Below are 18,292 nucleotides of genomic sequence, written 5' to 3'. Positions count from 1 at the left end.
TGCTGCTTGGCATGTCCTTCATTCCCATGGGGGACACGGCGGGCAAGCTGCTCATGGCGTGGTATGGCATTGACACTGGGTTCATCGCTTGGAGTCGTTTTTTCCTTGGTGCGGGCCTCGCGTTCATCGTGCTCCGCCAAGCGCCCCCCCTAAAGTTGATGCTAGACTGGCGCATCTGGCTGCGTGGCGGGCTTATCTCGGGTGGCATTCTCAGCATTCTCACAGCCCTCAAAACAGAACCTATCGCAAGCGTCTTTGGTGCCTTTTTCATCGGCCCTGCAGTCAGCTACATGCTTTCTGTTTGGCTCTTGAATGAACCCTTTTCACCGCAGCGTTTTTTACTGGTAATCCTCGGCTTTCTCGGCGTTTTACTGGTGGTCCAACCCGGCCCGAACATGAGCGTTGGCTTGCTGTTCGCCGTCCAAGCAGGTGTGTTCTATGGCGCCTTTTTAACCACCGCAAAGTGGCTGGCCCCTGTCGCCCCGGCCCCGCATCTGCTTTTGAGCCAGCTGCTGGTCGGCAGTATCCTACTTGCCCCCGTCGGCATGCCCTCTTTACCGGCATTTTCGGCACCTATCGCGGGACTAACGTTTCTCTCCGCTGGCTTTTCGGCAGCGGGCAACATGCTGCTGATCGTGGCCTACGGACGTGCAAATGCATCCGCACTGGCGCCTTTTGTCTACTTTCAGATCGTAGCTGCCACTGCACTAGGTGCAGTCGTATTTGCCACTCTGCCCGACACACTGACATGGCTCGGACTAGCCGTTATTTTGATCGCAGGCACTGGGGCGGCCCTCATACGGCGCTAGCGCCGCTATTTGCTGCGACGCTTCACCCCACCGCGCTGCCCGGGCCGACCAGCCGTTGAGCGACCAGACATCTTGGTGGCATCCGCGACAGCCTTATCAATAACAGACTGACGCGCCAAAGGATCGTCTGACACCGCCAAATCCACAGCCTCAAGCCGTTTGACTTCATCGCGCAGTCGCGCCGCTTCTTCGAACTCAAGGTTCTCAGCCGCTTTGCGCATATCCACGCGTAGCCCGTCCAAATGCGCCTGAAGGTTCGCACCAACCATGGGAGCATCAACCGTGGCGGTGACCCGGTTCATGTCGACATCACCCTGATACAGCCCCGCCAACACGTCCTCGACGTTCTTTTTCACCGTCGCGGGTGTGATGCCGTGTTCTTCGTTGTAGGCCATCTGCCTGTTGCGACGCCGCTCGGTTTCGCGCAAAGCGCGCTCCATTGAGCCGGTGATCCGGTCCGCATACATAACCACGCGGCCATCCGCGTTTCGCGCGGCACGCCCGATTGTCTGCACCAACGACGTCTCGGATCGCAAAAAACCTTCCTTATCGGCATCCAAAATAGCAACCAGCCCACATTCGGGAATGTCCAAGCCCTCGCGCAAAAGGTTGATGCCGATCAGCACGTCAAACGCACCCAATCGCAAGTCACGCAAGATTTCGATCCGCTCAATCGTGTCGATATCGGAGTGCATGTAGCGCACTTTGATACCCTGCTCGTGCATATATTCGGTCAGGTCTTCGGCCATGCGCTTGGTCAGCGTCGTCACCAGCGTCCTGTAGCCTGCCGCTGTCACGCGACGCACCTCATCCAAAAGGTCGTCCACCTGCATATCGACCGGCCGGATCTCTACCAGCGGATCCAACAGGCCCGTCGGACGGATCACCTGTTCGGTGAATACCCCACCTGTTTGTTCGATCTCCCAAGCGGCTGGCGTCGCCGAAACAAAGACCGACTGCGGCCGCATCGCATCCCATTCCTCAAACTTGAGGGGACGGTTATCCATGCATGATGGCAGCCGGAAACCGTGCTCTGCCAAAGTAAATTTGCGCCGATAGTCACCTTTGTACATGCCGCCGATTTGGGGCACAGAAACGTGAGATTCATCGGCAAAGACGATGGCATTATCAGGGATATACTCGAACAACGTGGGGGGCGGCTCACCCGGCGCGCGCCCGGTCAGATAGCGAGAATAGTTTTCAATGCCATTGCAGACACCCGTAGCCTCTAGCATCTCAAGATCGAATTTCGTGCGTTGCTCTAGACGCTGCGCCTCTAACAACTTGCCCTCACCCACCAGCTGATCAAGCCGCATTTGCAACTCAGATTTGATGCCCTTAACCGCTTGCTGCATAGTCGGACGTGGCGTCACGTAGTGGCTGTTGGCATACACACGGATCTTATCGAATGAGCCGGTTTTTGCGCCAGTAAGAGGATCAAATTCTGTGATCGCCTCCAACTCATCCCCAAAGAATGACAACTTCCAAGCACGGTCATCAAGGTGAGCGGGCCACACCTCAAGACTATCGCCACGCACGCGAAAACTGCCCCGTTGGAACGATGCATCGTTGCGCCGATATTGCTGGGCCACCAGATCGGCCATGACTTTGCGTTGGTCGTATTCATCGCCGGCAACCAAATCCATGGTCATAGCACCATACGTCTCGACCGATCCGATACCGTAGATACAAGATACCGACGCGACGATGATCACATCATCACGCTCCAACAGCGCTCGCGTCGCAGAGTGGCGCATGCGGTCAATCTGTTCGTTAATCTGACTTTCTTTTTCGATGTAAGTATCAGAGCGCGCAACATAGGCCTCGGGCTGGTAGTAGTCATAGTAGCTGACGAAGTATTCTACTGCGTTATCCGGAAAGAAACCTTTGAACTCTCCATAGAGCTGCGCGGCGAGTGTCTTGTTAGGGGCTAGAATGATCGCAGGGCGCTGGGTTTCTTCGATAACCTTTGCCATCGTAAAGGTCTTGCCCGTGCCTGTCGCGCCAAGCAGAACCTGATCCTGCTCACCTGATAGAACGCCTTGGCTGATCTCTTTGATGGCTGTCGGCTGGTCCCCTGCCGGTGAGAACTCAGTCGCCATCACAAAGCGTTTGCCACCCTCAAGCTTCGCGCGGGGAGCTTCAATCGTTACGTCGGTCATGCCATGATTCCTCTTACAACTCCCAAATTGAGGCGATCATAGCGCAATTCAAGGTCATGAATTATTGCCATTTCATATAAATTCATGACGAAAATCCAATTTATACGTGTAATTTCGGTACCTTGCGAAATTAAGTCAAATTTTAAGAAAGTTGTTACAACTTTAGGGCGAAAAAATACTCGACCTAACTTTTAGATAGGTCTATGGTTAACGGGCAAGCAGCAGATCGATTGTCGGTCGGGGTCGTACCACCCACCCCACCCCTCGCTCCCTCGAGCCCGACTGACAATCACTCCCTCCACATAAACAGTGACATCCCGCCTCGGAGCGCCCGCGATCTATTGCGCAGATGCGCGATGTGGAGGATAAGAGACACAACGACGACAGGAGCTCCCCATGCGCGCACGCATCTACTGCCCAGCACGAACTGCAATGCAATCCGGCACCGCGAAAACAAAGTCTTGGGTTTTGGAATATGCGCCCGCATCAGCCCGCGAAGTAGACCCTTTGATGGGGTGGACCTCATCGTCGGACACCCAATCGCAAGTCAAACTGACGTTCGACAGCCAAAAGGCTGCGGAGGCCTACGCGAAGTCAAAAGGCCTCGATTACGTTGTGCAAAAACCCAAAGCCAGAGCCGCGAATGTGCGTGCAGGTGGCTACGGTGAAAACTTTGCAACCAACCGCCGCGGTGTTTGGACGCACTAGCCCCATTCGCCTTTTTCGCGGATTTCAGAGCTTGAAATGCGTTGCATCGGGATGTTGACGAAGCTCCATGCCGGAGCGGCATGAAACCCCAGCCCAAACGCATCCCGCTTGCGGACACGGTACTGCCCATACAGTTGTGCGACCTTTGACGTGCGCGCTGGAATACGGTCACCCGGTCGGGCAAGCACCCCGAGCGGAACACGTTCGATAATCTCACGCCAACGTTCCCAGCGGTGAAACTGCGCCAAGTTATCTGCGCCCATCAGCCAAACGAAACGCACGCCCGGGTAGCGTAATTGCAAAGCGGCAATGGTTTCGGCCGTGTAACGGGTGCCTAGCTGCGCCTCTACATCCGTGACTGCCACACGAGGGTGCTGCATCAAACTGCGCGCGTGCGCCAAGCGCGCTTCAAGCGACGCTGGGCCGCGTGACTTTAGCGGATTTCCCGGCGTAACCAGCCACCAAACATGATCAAGGCCAAAGCGTTTCAACGCCTCACGTGTGATATGCACATGCCCCGCATGAGCCGGGTCAAATGACCCGCCCAACAGCCCGATCACCTGACCGGGGCGCGCATATGGAAGGCCTAAACCCATGCTTTTCCGTGCCATGCGCGGCACGGGGGCGCAAGCCTACTCGGCAGCGACAGGCTCAGGCGTTGCCAAAGTGACGATGTCTTGCATGATCCGGTTCAGTTCAAAATCTTTGGGCGTGTAGACCTGTGCCACCCCAAAGGACCGCAGCTTTTCGGCATCCTCGTCGGGAATGATCCCCCCCACAACGACGGGAACATTGCCCAAACCTGCCGCGCGCATCCGGTCCATCACATCCGCGATCAGCGGCACATGCGAACCCGACAGGATCGACAAGCCGACAACATGCGCCTCATCCTCAAGCGCCGCTTTTACGATCTGCTCCGGCGTAAGCCGAATGCCCTCATACGCGATATCCATCCCACAATCACGGGCGCGGAAAGCGATCTGTTCAGCACCGTTTGAGTGGCCATCTAACCCCGGCTTACCCATCAAGAACTTCAACCGGCGGCCAAGCTTGTCGCTGACGGCATCAACAGAAGCCCGCAAATCATCCAAACCTTCTGTCTTGTTTGAAACCGACCGGGAGACGCCCGTGGGACCACGATATTCGCCGTGTACTTTGCGCATCACACCGGACCATTCCCCCGTGGTCACGCCGGCCTTTGCCGCAGCAATCGAGGGGCCCATGACGTTTTCCCCGCTTTGTGCAGCAGCCCGTAGGTCCGCCAGCGCGGCCTCAACGGCTTGTGCATCACGGGCGTCTTTCCATGCGTTCAGACGGTCAATCTGATCCTGCTCAACAGCAGGATCGACGACCATGATGCCACCTTCTTCGTCAACCAATGGCGAAGGTTCACCTTGTTCATACTTGTTCACGCCTACGACGACGGTCTCACCGCGCTCAATCCGGTTGAGACGATCTGCATTGCTCTCGACCAGGCGGGATTTCATGTATTCGATTGAAGCAACGGCACCGCCCATCGCATCCAGATTAGCCAATTCTGCCCGAGCGCCGTCTTTCAACGCCTCAACTTTGGCATCGACTGCCGGGTTCCCGTCGAACAGGTCAGGATATTCCAACAAGTCGGTTTCCAGCGCCAAAATCTGCTGCATCCGCAGGGACCATTGCTGATCCCATGGGCGCGGCAGGCCCAACGCCTCATTCCAAGCGGGCAATTGTACCGCCCGCGCACGTGCTTTTTTCGAAAGCGTCACGGCCAGCATTTCGATCAAGATCCGGTACACGTTGTTTTCTGGTTGCTGCTCAGTCAGGCCAAGCGAGTTCACCTGAACCCCGTAGCGAAAACGGCGCATCTTGGGATCTTCGACGCCATAGCGCTCACGGCAAATCTCATCCCACAGATCGACAAAGGCGCGCATTTTGCACATCTCGGTCACAAAGCGGATGCCTGCGTTCACAAAGAACGAAATCCGCCCAACAAGCGTGGGGAAGTCTTCGGCTGGGACGCGTGGGCGCAGTTCGTCCAACACAGCCGTTGCCGTCGCCAATGCAAAGGCCAACTCCTGCTCTGGCGTCGCACCGGCCTCTTGCAGGTGATAGGAACACACGTTCATCGGGTTCCATTTCGGCACGTTCGTGTAGCAATAGTCAGCCACATCCGCGATCATCTTGAGCGATGGCGCAGGCGGCAAAATGTAGGTGCCGCGGCTGAGGTATTCTTTGATCAGGTCGTTTTGCACGGTGCCTTGAAGCTTGGACACATCCGCGCCCTGCTCTTCTGCCACGGCGATATACAACGCCAGCAGCCATGGTGCCGTAGCGTTGATCGTCATCGACGTGTTCATTTGTTCCAGCGGAATGTCCTGAAACAAGGTGCGCATGTCACCCAAGTGACTGACGGGCACACCGACTTTGCCGACCTCACCGCGCGCCAAAATGTGGTCGCTGTCGTAGCCGGTCTGCGTCGGCAGATCGAAAGCCACGGACAAACCTGTCTGACCCTTTGCCAGATTCGATCGGTAAAGCGCGTTGGAGGCCGACGCCGTGGAGTGCCCCGCATACGTCCGGAACAGCCAAGGGCGGTCTTTTTTCACGGCTGGTGCGTCGGACATGGGGAACTCCTGAATCAGTTTCGGCAATTTTATTCCGCTACAGCGTTACTATGCGACAGAATATAACGCTGTCAATCGCCGCGCTGCGGCATAACACCCTACGCCTACCATTTACCGCCGCACAAAAACACGTCAGGGTGAGCGACACCATGTTTGACACCGTCGCAATCCCTATTTGGGCCATCGTGCTCACGGGCCTTTTGGCCCTTATCGCCGCACTGGACAAAATCCTGCTGCCTTCGGTGCGCTGGTTCCTGCGGCGTCGGCTGGAACGCGCAGTGGAGCGTTTGAACACACGGCTAGAGCGCCCGATTCAGCCGTTCAAGTTGGCGCGTCGGTTCGACACAATCCAACGCCTTTCCTATGATCCAGAGGTTGCCCGCGCCATTGCCGAGCATGCCGCAGAGAACAACATCCCAGAGCAGGTCGCCTTTGAAAAAGCCCAGCGCTACGCGCGTGAAATTGTGCCGGGGTTTTCTGCGTTTACCTATTTTGGTTTTGCGATCCGTGCAGCCAAGTGGCTGTCCCAATCGCTGTATCGCGTGCGGCTGGGTTATTTTGACGAGGAAGCCCTGCGCGCGGTCGACCCTGAAGCCACCGTCATTTTCGTGATCAATCACCGATCCAACATGGATTACGTTCTGGTAACATGGCTTGCAGCAGAGCGATCTGCACTGGCTTACGCCGTGGGCGAATGGGCCCGCGTTTGGCCCCTACAACAGTTGATCCGAGCCTTGGGTGGCTATTTCATCCGGCGCCGACAATTGAACCCACTGTATCGCAAGGTCCTGTCCCGCTATGTACAAATGGCCACCGAGGGTGGCGTGACCCAAGCGATGTTCCCCGAAGGTCGCCTAAGCATGGATGGCAATTTGGGCGCTCCCAAGCTGGGCCTGCTCAGCTATGTGATTGCGGGCTTCACCCCCGGCAAGAGCCGCGAAGTGGTGTTTGTGCCCGTGGGGCTTAACTATGACCGCGTAATTGAAGACCGCGTCCTGACTCGCGCAAAAGACGGCTCTAACGGCTCGACCCGGCGGTTTCGGCTACGACCCATCATGATCTTGCGTTACCTCTATCTTCACCTCCTACTGCGCCTGCGAGGTGGTTTTCACCGCTTTGGCTACGCCGCGGTCAGCTTTGGCGCCCCCTTGTCATTGACCGCCTTTCTTGAGCGAGAGAGCGAAAATACCGCCGAAGCCCTTGCTAAAGAGTTGATGGGAAGGATTGACCACATCCTACCGGTTTTGCCCGTGCCCATAATGGCGTCGGTCATTCGCGACCGCGCACCTTTGCCCCTGTCCGAACTGCATGAAGCGTTTGAAGGGTATCTCGCCAAAATTCAAGAAACCGGCAGTCATGTGCATATCCCTCGGACCGACATGGCCTATGCGGCAGAGGTTGGCCTGCGCGCACTCACGCTGCGGGGCATCGTGGAAACGCGTGACGGATTGCTGCAGGCCACCGAAAAGGAAGCGCGGCTTTTGCATTATTACGCGAACATGCTGCCAAAAGGAGCTGCTGACGCAGTATCAGACACCTCAAGCGCGAACCAGAGACATAAAATTACCGAAAAGACATAATTAAGTTTGCATTATTGCGCAGCCGAGTTTACTCCATGTTGCAACGCAGCGTGGATGCGATTCTGCGACGCGGCAACTGAGAATTAAGTGGAGATGGAGTATGGCTTTGGACACGAACGCCGAACTGGCTGTGTATGACGCGCCGCAAAAGGACCTGTACGAAATGGGCGAGATGCCTCCCATGGGGTACGTGCCCAAGCAGATGTATTCCTGGGCGATCCGCCGCGAGCGTCACGGTGATCCCGACAAGGCCATGCTCAAAGAAGTCGTCGAAGTCCCGACCCTCGACAGCAACGAGGTCCTCGTCCTCGTGATGGCTGCGGGCGTGAACTACAACGGCGTGTGGGCGGCTCTTGGCCAGCCGATCAGCCCGTTTGACGGCCACCAACAGCCCTATCACATCGCGGGCTCTGATGCGTCTGGCATCGTTTGGGCCGTTGGTGACAAGGTAAAGCGCTGGAAAGTTGGCGACGAAGTTGTGGTTCACTGCAACCAAGACGACGGCGACGATGAGGAATGCAACGGTGGCGATCCAATGTATTCCCCCACTCAGCGGATTTGGGGCTATGAGACGCCTGACGGGTCGTTCTCACAGTTCACGCGGGTACAGGCACAGCAGTTGATGCCACGCCCCAAGCACCTGACGTGGGAAGAAAGCGCGTGCTATACGCTCACGCTCGCAACCGCTTACCGTATGCTGTTTGGCCATGAGCCCCACGACCTGAAGCCTGGTCAAAACGTTCTGGTATGGGGCGCATCCGGCGGCCTTGGCTCCTACGCGATCCAGCTGATCAACACGGCGGGCGCCAACGCCATCGGTGTGATTTCCGATGAAGACAAGCGTGAGTTTGTCATGGGGCTCGGCGCCAAGGGCGTTATCAACCGTCGCGATTTCAATTGTTGGGGGCAGATGCCCACCGTGAACACTCCTGAATACGCAGTGTGGTTCAAAGAGGCGCGCAAATTCGGCAAGGCCATCTGGGACATCACCGGCAAGGGCGTGAACGTCGACATGGTGTTCGAACACCCCGGTGAGAGCACATTCCCCGTCTCGAACCTTGTGTGTAAGAAGGGTGGTATGGTCGTAATCTGCGCCGGCACCACTGGCTTCAACTGTACATTCGACGTGCGCTACATGTGGATGCACCAAAAGCGCCTGCAAGGGTCGCACTTTGCGCACCTCAAGCAAGCGGCAGCAGCAAACAACTTGATGGTCGAGCGGCGTCTTGACCCATGCATGTCCGAAGTGTTCCCGTGGGACGACCTACCCGAGGCGCACATGAAAATGCTCCGCAATGAGCATAAGCCCGGCAACATGTCCGTTTTGGTCCAAGCCCCCAAGACCGGCCTGCGCACCCTAGAAGACGTGCTGGAAGCTGGTCCAAAAGCTTAATTAGAATCACTCCCAAGCATGGCCCGCGCAGAGAGATTTGCGCGGGCCATTTGCGTTGCGAAACACAGTTTGAGCGTTTTCCGAGCCTTATTTTGACCTCCCTCCCTATTTCTGGGGAGGGAATTATCGCGAATTTCGCGAAAAAGCGTCGAATGGTAGTGTTCTCTTTACCAACCGTTAACCATTCAAAGGGGACTCTGGTGATGTCGAAAGACTGGATTATTGACGTGCTGACCGACCTGCGGGCATTTGCGCATCTTAACGAGCTACCATCATTGGCTGAACACCTCGATGACACAGTACTCGTGGCTGCTGCAGAGCTCGCGGAGAACGCGTTGCACCGCCAAAACGGAACTGTGGTGTATGACGCGACGACTAGAAACATTTCTGGACAGCCTCACTCAGGCCTCAAGTCTTGATGACCTACAGTCGTCAGTCGTTCGCTTGCGCGACGTCTATGAGGTTGAGCACCTCGTCTATCACTCGGTTAAATCAACCGGTCAGCAATACGCCGCGCTGACCTATGACCCAAGCTGGGTCGATCACTATGTTGCAGAAGGTTTCGAAAAAATTGACCCGGTCGTGCAAGGGTGCTTCCAACGCTTTACCCCAGTGGATTGGAAACGCCTAGATTGGTCCCACAAAAGCGCCCGCACCCTGCTTGGAGACGGAATTACTGCGGGTCTTGGGAACCAAGGGTTTTCAATACCTATCCGCGGCCCTGCCGGGCAGTTTGCTCTATTCACCGTGAATCACAAAGCAAGTGATGAGCAATGGGCCTCCTTTACGACGGAATACATGCACGAACTGATCTTGGCGGCGCACTATATGAATGAGCGTGCACTCGCGATGGAGGGGAGTGATGAAATCAAAGCCGGTCAGTCATTGTCTCCGCGTGAAACAGATGCTTTGACGCTTTTGGCTGCCGGCATGAATCGCTCTCAAGCTGCAGAACGGCTCAAGATTTCGGAGCATACACTGCGGGTCTATATCGAATCTGCCCGGTTCAAATTGGGCGCCGCAAACACGACCCATGCTGTTGCAAACGCGCTTTTGCGGGGGCTCATCTGCCTCTGAGCAACTGCGGTTGCGCGATCTTTGTCTTCGCGCACGCTAGGAAACCGTTAACCTGCACGACCCTAGCTCCTCGTCCCTATCACGGACGACAGGAGCCCCAAAATGATCCGCTATCTCTACGCCACCGAACTCGCTACCTTCCCCACATTGACCGACACCATGTTCCGCGACCGCGCCACACAATTCCGCGATCGCCTCAAGTGGGATGTCAGCGTCGATGAAAAAGGTTGGGAAACCGACCAATACGACGCAATGAACCCGCTTTACCTGATTTGGGAAAAATCGGATGGCACACATGGCGGTTCCATGCGTTTCTTACCCACCACCGGTGATAATATGACCGCCGATGTTTTCAATCACCTGACTGATGGCGTGACTATTCGCAACCCTTTGATTTGGGAATGCACGCGGTTTTGCCTTGCCCCCGACGCCACACCAAATACAGCCGCTGCCTTGATGTTGGGCGCAGCTGAGCTTGGAATTGGCATGAACCTATCCCACTCCGTCGGTGTCTTTGACGCTAGAATGCCACGTATTTACAAACGCTTGGGCTGGGCGCCAGACGTATTGGGAACACAAGATGGTATCTCAACTGGGCTTTGGGCCTTCCAGCCGGACATGCGCGAAAAAATGGCTGCAAAGGCCGAAATTTCAACGGTATTGTCCGGTCAATGGTTCCAAAACGCATTTGGCCCCCTACCCATGATGACCGGCTGATCCCACTGGCACACCGCCATGGCCTAGCCTAGTGTGCGGCCATGGCGCAAACACCCATCAAATTCTCCGACGATCAGGCCGAAGCCTTTGACAGCATTTCAAAGATTTTGAAAAGCGCGGGCGTTAATCTTGATGATGCCCTGTTAACACCGCTGAGCGATGGAAAATCCAGCGTTACAGCCGTCATTGGCAAGGCTGGCAGCGGCAAAACACTACTGCTGGCCAAGCTTGTAGAGGCACTCCAAGACGCTGGTCTAGAACTCGTGTCAGGCGACTATGAGGGGAAAAGCCGCAAGGACAAACGCACACTCGCGGTACTGGCTCCAACAAACAAAGCCGCCTCAGTTTTGCGCAATCGTGGCGTGCCCGCCACAACCATTCACCGCATTCTCTACACACCGGTCTATGACCCTGAGTATGAAAAGATTGCGGAGTGGCTCGCCGAAGATGGGAACCGTCCCAAAATCGCCGACATCACAGATGAGGCATTGGATCGCGCCGCCCGTGTCTATTCTGAGACGAAATCAGTCCCTGCAGCATTGGCCGCCGCTGGGCTCAAAGGCTCTGATTTCATCACAGGCTGGAAGCGCAGAGAATCTCCGTTAGACATTGGTTTCGTTGATGAATCGTCAATGCTGGACGAAAAACAGTACGATGACCTGCGTGAGATTTTTCCAACTCTAGTTCTTTTCGGAGATCCAGCGCAGTTGGCTCCCGTCGGCCAATCCGGAGAGATGGTGTTTGACCGGCTCAGCGACAAGAAACGACTGATCCTAAACCGCATCCACCGCCAAGCAGACGATAACCCAATCCTTGACCTTGCACATGCGCTTGGCGACCCTGATCTAGAGTTTTCTCGCTTTGAAGACATGATCGAAGAAGCTGCGCAGAAAGATCCGCGTGTTGAAGTTGCAGCGCGCGTGAACAGCGATTTGATGGCCCGCAGCCCCGTTTTGGTCTGGCGCAACGCAACACGTGTGCGGCTGATCCGTGCTTTTAGGATGGCGCACGAGGCACCCAAGGATGCGCTTCTCCCAGGGGAGCCCTTGATATGCGATGGGATCGAGCTGCCGCTTAAACATCGTAAACGCCGGATTGACCTGGAAGCCCGCGGATTAATCAAAGGCGCCCAGGTCGTATACCTAGGCCCCGGACGAAAACCCGGGTTTTCACGACTTCATGTCGTCGGGGCACCTGACCCGCAGATCTCAGCCGCATCGATCGTCAAAATCGAACTGCCGGATGAAGATGAACCGTTCCTTCCTTTCGCAGCACATATGGGTGCTGCATTCTTACACGGTGCGGCAGTCACAATACACAAAGCGCAAGGATCTCAATGGGATGACGTGCAAGTATTTGCACCAGACCTATACGCGGCATCTCGTGCTGGCCGTATGGAAGCAGGTCAAGCTCTTTGGAAGCGCCTTGCCTATGTTGCAATTACCCGCGCCGCGTCGCGTCTCATTTGGGTGAAACGGTACGCCCTTGCTCGCCCCGAAGGACTACTGGGCACTGACGACCTCAAAGCCCCCGTCACAGAGTTTACGCTCACCCAAACATCCGCGGATGAGTGACGGACGAACCCCATCATCGGCACGTAAGCGCCTAACACTTTCTTCACACTCTTAAATCAATTCGTCGGACACTCTTCAGTGCAAACGCTAGAGAGGGAGGTGACGCGCTCTCGCTCCGCGTTCAATCGCAGCCGCATGCAGGCGATCAATTGCAAGCTCATAGCGCACCTCTTTTAGCAGTTCGAGCTCTGTCTGTTGTAACCGCCCATCCGCAGCAGCAACATCACAAGCCAACGCATATGCTGTCTCAAAATGTGACACTGGGATCGCATCCTTGATCAAACCGAATAGTGCATCCAACCCGTCCTCTTCTTCCAACAAATCAAACACAGTCTGTGCGGCCTGCTGCATACGGTCGATATCGTACTCTGCAAAAATCGGCAGATGGTTTACGATTTGTTGGATCGTCAGCAGTTCCGAAGTGCGAATGTTCGCATCCGACGCCGAAACCGCGATCATCAATGCGACCAGCGCGTCTTGCGCGGTCATTGCTTGGGGGTTTTCTGTCACGGCGTACTGGCTTTCGTTTAAGGGCTATATGACCAATTTATTGACCCCAGACCCCACCCGCAATAGGGAGTGGTCGCATCTGTCCAAATCCGGACGCATTCAACAGGATAATCCCGATCATGAGCACTCTTCGCGACGCTGCACTCACCTCCAAGGCCTGGCCTTTTGAAGAGGCTCGCCGTCTGCTCAAACGGGTCGAAAAACGTCCCCCCGAGAAAGGCTATGTCCTGTTTGAAACGGGTTACGGGCCCAGTGGACTGCCTCATATCGGTACTTTTGGCGAGGTTGCTAGAACAACAATGGTGCGGCGCGCTTTTGAGGTGATCTCCGACATTCCCACGAAATTGATCTGTTTTTCTGACGATTTGGACGGAATGCGGAAGGTTCCTGGAAATGTACCCAATCCCAGAGACTTGGACGAACATCTACAGCGACCGCTGACCTCAGTTCCTGACCCATTTGGCGAATATGAAAGCTTTGGGCATCACAACAACGCGATGCTCCGCCGCTTTCTTGATACCTTTGGATTTGAGTACGAGTTCATCAGTTCCACGGATTTCTATCGCTCTGGGCAATTTGATCCGGTGCTACTGCGCGCGGCTGAAAAATACGATGACGTCATGGCCGTTATGCTTAAATCGCTCCGCGAAGAGCGGCGCCAAACCTACTCGATCTTTCTGCCAATTCATCCCGAAACGGGGCGTGTTCTTTATGTGCCGATGAAACATGTGGACGGTCAAAAAGGCGAGATCACATTTGATGACGACACCGGCCGGGAATGGACGCTGCCGGTCACAGGCGGCAACGTTAAGCTACAATGGAAGCCTGATTTTGGTGCACGGTGGGCTGCACTCGACGTTGATTTTGAGATGTATGGCAAGGATCACTCGACCAATACGCCAATTTACGACCGTATTTGCGAAATCCTTGGGGGCAAGAAGCCTGAGCATTTCACGTATGAACTGTTCCTCGACGAAAGCGGGCAAAAAATCTCAAAAACGAGCGGGAATGGCATCAGTATTGATGAATGGTTGACCTATGCGTCTTCTGAGAGCCTGTCCTACTTTATGTATCAAAAGCCAAAAACAGCGAAACGGATGCACTTTGATGTGATCCCAAAAGCTGTCGATGAATACCATCAACAGCTTCGCGCCTATCACACGCAAGATCCTGAAAAGCAGGCGGCAAACCCGGTATTCCACATCCATGGTGCGGACGTGCCGCAGTCGGATTTGGTGGTGCCGTTTTCGATGCTGATGAACTTGGCAAGTGTGGCAAACGCCGAAAACAAAGACCAACTGTGGGGCTTCATCCAACGCTATGCGCCAGACGCGGCACCCGCTACGCACCCCGGCCTTGATGCCGCCGCAGGTTTTGCCGTTCGGTACTACAATGATTTTGTTGAGCCGCACAAAACTTACCGCGCGCCCAGCGACATCGAACGCGAGGCACTAACAGCTCTGCGCGAGGAGCTAGTATCGTGGGAGGGTGAGGCGGACGCAGAAGCGCTGCAAGGCCTTGTTTTTGCTTGCGGGCGTGAGCGATTTGATCCGATGCGTGACTGGTTCAAAGCGCTATACGAGGTCCTTCTGGGCGCGTCACAAGGCCCGCGTTTTGGGGGCTTCATCGCCCTTTATGGCGTTGCCGAAACAATCGCGCTCATCGATGCTGCACTCGAAGGTCAGCTCGGCTAATTTGCCAAACAGCGCATTGCGGCTAGCATAAGGGGAACAAAACCCCGGAGGCCGCTATGCGCACTTTACTCTTTTCGTTGATCCTCATCGTGACTGGGATGTCTGCACGCGCTGATGAAGCGGCCATCCAATCTGTGATTCAATCGCAGATAACAGCCTTCAAGCAGGATGATTTTGCGACGGCCTTCACCTACGCAAGCCCCACGATCCGCCAGCTTTTTGGAACGCCTGAGCAATTTGGCATGATGGTGCGCCAAGGCTATCCGATGGTTTGGCGCCCAGGCCAGGTTGATTTTTTACCCCTAAAATCAGAGCCGAACCGCACGTTTCAGGATGTCATGATCACAGATCAAACAGGTGTCGTACATGTGCTACGCTACACGATGATTGAGGGGGAAATCAGCTGGAAAATCAATAGCGTGCAGGTGTTGCAGACACCACAAGTCGGCGCTTAGGGCCGTTCTGAACCCATATTGGTTTGTCGCTGGAACGCGTACCTGCGCCTAGGGTCGCTTTTTTCGATCCTTAATCAACTGCTTTATCACCTGTGATCGCCCCTCATCTTTGGCCGCCATCTCTTTCACCGGCTGCGCACGGGCCATCGCCATGGCCAGATCAGCCTGCAAAACCTCATTCCGCTTTGCAGCCCAAATGGCATAGCGGTCATCGGCCGCTGCCTGTGTCGGCGTCTCGGCGACGATAGTGGCGCGCGCAGCTGTGACTTTACGCATCACCGCAGCAATTCCATCAATCTCCGCCCGATGGGTGGACAGCTTAGCGCGGCTCATCTCTGATTTCAGCTCAGTGAGTTCCCTAAGCGCATTCAACTGCTGAAGTTTACGTGTCATGTCCCGCGGCTCCCTTTTGCCTTTTTGCGCATCTCATCGGCAAAACGAACAGCGATTGCGACAGCAGCAAAATGTTCACGATTGATTGGCGCGCCAATTTCCACAGTGGCGTGCAGCGCGCGTGCCGTTGGCGGATCACGGTGAATTGGCACGCCATGTTCCGCAGCAACTTTGCGAATTTGCGCTGCAATTTCGTCCACTCCCTTCGCCACACACATGGGGGGCGTCGGATCAGTCGGAGACCACTTCAAGGCGACCGCATAATGCGTGGGATTAACCACAACCACCGCGGCATCAGGTACGTCTGCCAACATCTGGTTGAGCGCAATCTCTTGTGCCCGCTGTCTTCGCTGGCCTTTTACATGCGGATCACCTTCAGATTTTTTGGCCTCTTCTTTCAGTTCTTGCTGGGACATCATCTGCTTTTTCAAATGGTCAAAGCGTTGCCAGAAATAATCGATCGCACCAATCAGGCCAGCAATCACAAACACAATGATGAGGAACTCGCGAAGCAGCGCCCCCATCAACGCCACCAATTGGGCCGGCTCAGCATTCATCGCACCAATCATGGGGTCCAAATTGCGCGCAAAGAACCAGACAAGGACGCCGGAGATAATGATAAGTTTGACGGCCGACTTGAGAAATTCAAACAGGCCTGAGGGTCCAAATTTCTGCTTCGCATTGCTCAAAAGCGAAACCTTTGAAAGCTTGGGTTCCAGCTTAGCTGGCGCGAACACGATCGCCTGCTGCGCAACCAACGAGATCAACGTCCCGAAGGCCGGAAAAATGAAAAATGCCGCTGCGGCAAGGCCTGCGGCTAATAGAATCTCACCATGCAAATGCGCACCGCCCGAGGACAACAGCGTTTCGGAATAGGCATCCGCGTTTTCTAGAAGCCCGCTCGAAAACTGTCCAAAATAGGACAAAGCCGCCGGTGCTGCGATCCCGAGGGATAGCAGAAGACCGGCATAGCTGGCCGCCGTATGAAGGTCAGTTGATTTTACGAAATCACCCTTCTTGCGCGCTTCGAGCAGTTTTTGCTCCGTCGCCTCATGGGATTTTTCAGAGCTGTCATCGTCGCTCATGGCAGGGCCTGCAAGGGTGCTGCGAGCACTGCATCAAACCGCTGCAACCAGATCGGCAAGAGGATCGGAAGCGAAATAAACAGCAGGATCATGCCACCGGCTGTGATTGCCGGCGCGCCGACAAATGCCACCATCAACTGCGGCATCGCCTTGTTAATGATGCCCATTGCAACGTTGTAAATGAGCGAAACCAAGACGAAAGGTGCTGCTAAGACGAACCCCAAGCCAAAGATGCTCGCGACGCTATCAACGCCCCATGTCATCACATCCAGTGGCACAAGGAAGACGCCGATGGGCAAAAACCTATATAACTCAACAAGTGCCCATATGATTTTGATGTGGAGATCTGCCAATATAATCAACACCAAACCCGCCATGTATATGATATTGGATAGTGCCGGTTGGGGATCGATGGATGGCCCCCCCAGCAGTTGCGACAAGGATGTGGATTGGGCCGCAATCGCCCCCGCCACCAACAGAGCATGGCTTAGAAAACGAAGCGTGATGCCAAACATGAAGCCCACAAGCGTTTCTGAAAAGAATAAGAACACCAATGGCGCGCCCGGTTCGATGCTTGGGAGGTTCACCGCCGGAAAAACGCTAACGACCACAACAAGCGCAATGGCCAGTTTGACACGTGCCGGGATCATCTGATCCCCAAGAGCGGGCAGGACAGAGACAAAGGCGCCAATCCGCAGGAATAGGAGACCAAAGAGGGTCAATGCATCTTGCCCAAATCCCATTATCTCTTGGATCTGGGCCATCATGTAGCAACGAGACCCACGATTGCCGGTTTCACATCTGGGCCAAGTTCTTCGAATGCAAGGACAGGGTTGCTGAGGCCACTGGAACGCAAAACGGTATGTAGATATCTTCGGCGCCTGCTCGACGTAATTAGAGCGGGAAAATCGCCCCGTTCTGCAGCAGAACCAACCCGCTCCCCGATACCAGAGGCCAGTTTTGAAAACAGTGCGGGCGGAAGAGCCACGTCTATGTTGCCATGCTCCCCGCGTGTCTGATGAGACTCGAACACCGTCTCCCAGTCCGGGGCAAGTTGGATCAACGGCAACGTCCCATCGGCGCGTCGAAACTCAGCTACAATTTGGAAGCCAAGCCGCTGACGAACGTGCTCACAAATGGTTTCGAGCGGTGCTTGAGCAGCACGCATTTCTGCGATTGCTTCTAAGATGAGAGGGAGATTGCGAATAGAAACGCGTTCACTAAGCAGCATTTGCAAGACAGCCATCAAGGTTTCCATCGGCACCTTGTCGGGGATCAAATCATCAACGAGGCGGCGGTTACTTGATGCCCGCACCGGATTGCTGGGACTGGTAAATTCATCCAACAATCGTTGCAGCGACTTGAGCCCCAGCAAACGCGGCAGGTTGCCTTTGATCACCTCCAGAAGGTGCGTCGCGAGCACCTCACCCGGCGAAACCGTTGTAAACCCGGCAAGCGCCATAGCCTGTTCTTCGCTCTTGGGTATCCAGCGCGCGGGCGCCCCATAGACCGGTTCTTTCACGCTG

At 55.3% G+C, this 18,292-nt stretch carries 17 protein-coding genes; 9 read left to right on the top strand and 8 right to left on the bottom strand.

Features of this window, described 5'->3' with window-relative positions; all coding sequences use genetic code 11:
* The first annotated feature begins 11 nt into the window (after positions 1-11).
* Positions 12-809 carry a DMT family transporter gene (locus tag PM04_RS13355; RefSeq protein WP_234702840.1) on the top strand — a complete coding sequence of 266 codons (798 nt, stop codon included), beginning with the start codon at positions 12-14 and terminating at the stop codon, positions 807-809.
* 5 nt (positions 810-814) lie between these two features.
* Here the strand turns inward: PM04_RS13355 and uvrB are convergent, their stop codons facing one another.
* Positions 815-2,971, bottom strand: a complete 2,157-nt coding sequence (gene uvrB / locus PM04_RS13350; RefSeq protein ID WP_038007722.1) for an excinuclease ABC subunit UvrB — start codon at positions 2,969-2,971, stop codon at positions 815-817.
* Between the two features lie 396 nt (positions 2,972-3,367).
* Here uvrB and PM04_RS13345 point away from each other — a divergent pair, with 396 nt between their 5' ends.
* Positions 3,368-3,679 (top strand): ETC complex I subunit, encoded by a 312-nt coding sequence (locus PM04_RS13345; protein WP_038007720.1) that lies wholly within the window; start codon positions 3,368-3,370, stop codon positions 3,677-3,679.
* Here the strand turns inward: PM04_RS13345 and PM04_RS13340 are convergent.
* Positions 3,676-4,275, bottom strand: a complete 600-nt coding sequence (locus PM04_RS13340; protein ID WP_038007719.1) for a nicotinate-nucleotide adenylyltransferase — start codon at positions 4,273-4,275, stop codon at positions 3,676-3,678. The two genes, PM04_RS13345 and PM04_RS13340, sit on opposite strands and share 4 nt — an antisense overlap.
* Positions 4,276-4,311: 36 nt before the next feature.
* Positions 4,312-6,288, bottom strand: a complete 1,977-nt coding sequence (locus PM04_RS13335; protein WP_038007717.1) for a protein meaA — start codon at positions 6,286-6,288, stop codon at positions 4,312-4,314.
* A gap of 149 nt (positions 6,289-6,437) precedes the next feature.
* On the opposite strand from PM04_RS13335, the gene PM04_RS13330 reads away from it, so the two are divergent.
* The 5 genes from PM04_RS13330 (at position 6,438) to PM04_RS13305 (ending at position 12,629) form a co-directional block, all read left to right on the top strand.
* Complete coding sequence (locus PM04_RS13330) at positions 6,438-7,868, top strand: 1-acyl-sn-glycerol-3-phosphate acyltransferase (protein WP_081945995.1); 1,431 nt, start codon at positions 6,438-6,440, stop codon at positions 7,866-7,868.
* Between the two features lie 100 nt (positions 7,869-7,968).
* Positions 7,969-9,261 carry a crotonyl-CoA carboxylase/reductase gene (gene ccrA, locus PM04_RS13325; RefSeq protein ID WP_038007715.1) on the top strand — a complete coding sequence of 431 codons (1,293 nt, stop codon included), beginning with the start codon at positions 7,969-7,971 and terminating at the stop codon, positions 9,259-9,261.
* Positions 9,262-9,624: 363 nt separating this feature from the next.
* Entirely contained in the window at positions 9,625-10,338 is a 714-nt protein-coding gene (locus tag PM04_RS13315) for a LuxR family transcriptional regulator (protein ID WP_038007712.1), read from the top strand.
* A 102-nt stretch (positions 10,339-10,440) separates the two neighbouring features.
* Entirely contained in the window at positions 10,441-11,055 is a 615-nt protein-coding gene (locus tag PM04_RS13310; RefSeq protein WP_038007710.1) for an acyl-homoserine-lactone synthase, read from the top strand.
* A 41-nt stretch (positions 11,056-11,096) separates the two neighbouring features.
* Entirely contained in the window at positions 11,097-12,629 is a 1,533-nt protein-coding gene (locus PM04_RS13305) for an ATP-dependent RecD-like DNA helicase (RefSeq protein ID WP_038007708.1), read from the top strand.
* 87 nt (positions 12,630-12,716) lie between these two features.
* Here PM04_RS13305 and PM04_RS13300 read toward each other — a convergent pair whose 3' ends face one another.
* Positions 12,717-13,118, bottom strand: coding sequence for a tellurite resistance TerB family protein (locus tag PM04_RS13300; RefSeq protein ID WP_038007706.1), 402 nt, complete (start codon positions 13,116-13,118; stop codon positions 12,717-12,719).
* A gap of 140 nt (positions 13,119-13,258) precedes the next feature.
* On the opposite strand from PM04_RS13300, the gene PM04_RS13295 reads away from it, so the two are divergent.
* Both PM04_RS13295 and PM04_RS13290 read left to right on the top strand, forming a co-directional pair.
* A complete protein-coding gene (locus PM04_RS13295; RefSeq protein ID WP_038007704.1) occupies positions 13,259-14,833 on the top strand; it encodes a lysine--tRNA ligase in 1,575 nt (524 codons plus the stop codon).
* Positions 14,834-14,889: 56 nt separating this feature from the next.
* Positions 14,890-15,288 carry a DUF4864 domain-containing protein gene (locus tag PM04_RS13290; RefSeq protein ID WP_038007702.1) on the top strand — a complete coding sequence of 133 codons (399 nt, stop codon included), beginning with the start codon at positions 14,890-14,892 and terminating at the stop codon, positions 15,286-15,288.
* Between the two features lie 48 nt (positions 15,289-15,336).
* On the opposite strand, the gene PM04_RS13285 is transcribed toward PM04_RS13290, so the two are convergent.
* The 4 genes from PM04_RS13285 to PM04_RS13270 all read right to left on the bottom strand — a co-directional run.
* Positions 15,337-15,681 (bottom strand): hypothetical protein, encoded by a 345-nt coding sequence (locus tag PM04_RS13285; protein ID WP_038007699.1) that lies wholly within the window; start codon positions 15,679-15,681, stop codon positions 15,337-15,339.
* Positions 15,678-16,766, bottom strand: coding sequence for a flagellar biosynthesis protein FlhB (locus PM04_RS13280; protein WP_038007697.1), 1,089 nt, complete (start codon positions 16,764-16,766; stop codon positions 15,678-15,680). The genes PM04_RS13285 and PM04_RS13280 overlap by 4 nt, the downstream gene beginning before the upstream one ends.
* Entirely contained in the window at positions 16,763-17,509 is a 747-nt protein-coding gene (locus PM04_RS13275) for a flagellar biosynthetic protein FliR (RefSeq protein WP_052068326.1), read from the bottom strand. The genes PM04_RS13280 and PM04_RS13275 overlap by 4 nt, the downstream gene beginning before the upstream one ends.
* Positions 17,510-17,529: 20 nt before the next feature.
* On the bottom strand, positions 17,530-18,292 hold a 763-nt coding region (locus PM04_RS13270; RefSeq protein WP_038007693.1), incomplete at its 5' end, for an FHIPEP family type III secretion protein.

The sequence above is a fragment of the Thalassobacter sp. 16PALIMAR09 genome (assembly GCF_000765485.1).
GTDB lineage: Bacteria > Pseudomonadota > Alphaproteobacteria > Rhodobacterales > Rhodobacteraceae > Thalassobacter > Thalassobacter stenotrophicus.
This window is presented reverse-complemented; position numbering and strand designations above follow the sequence as displayed.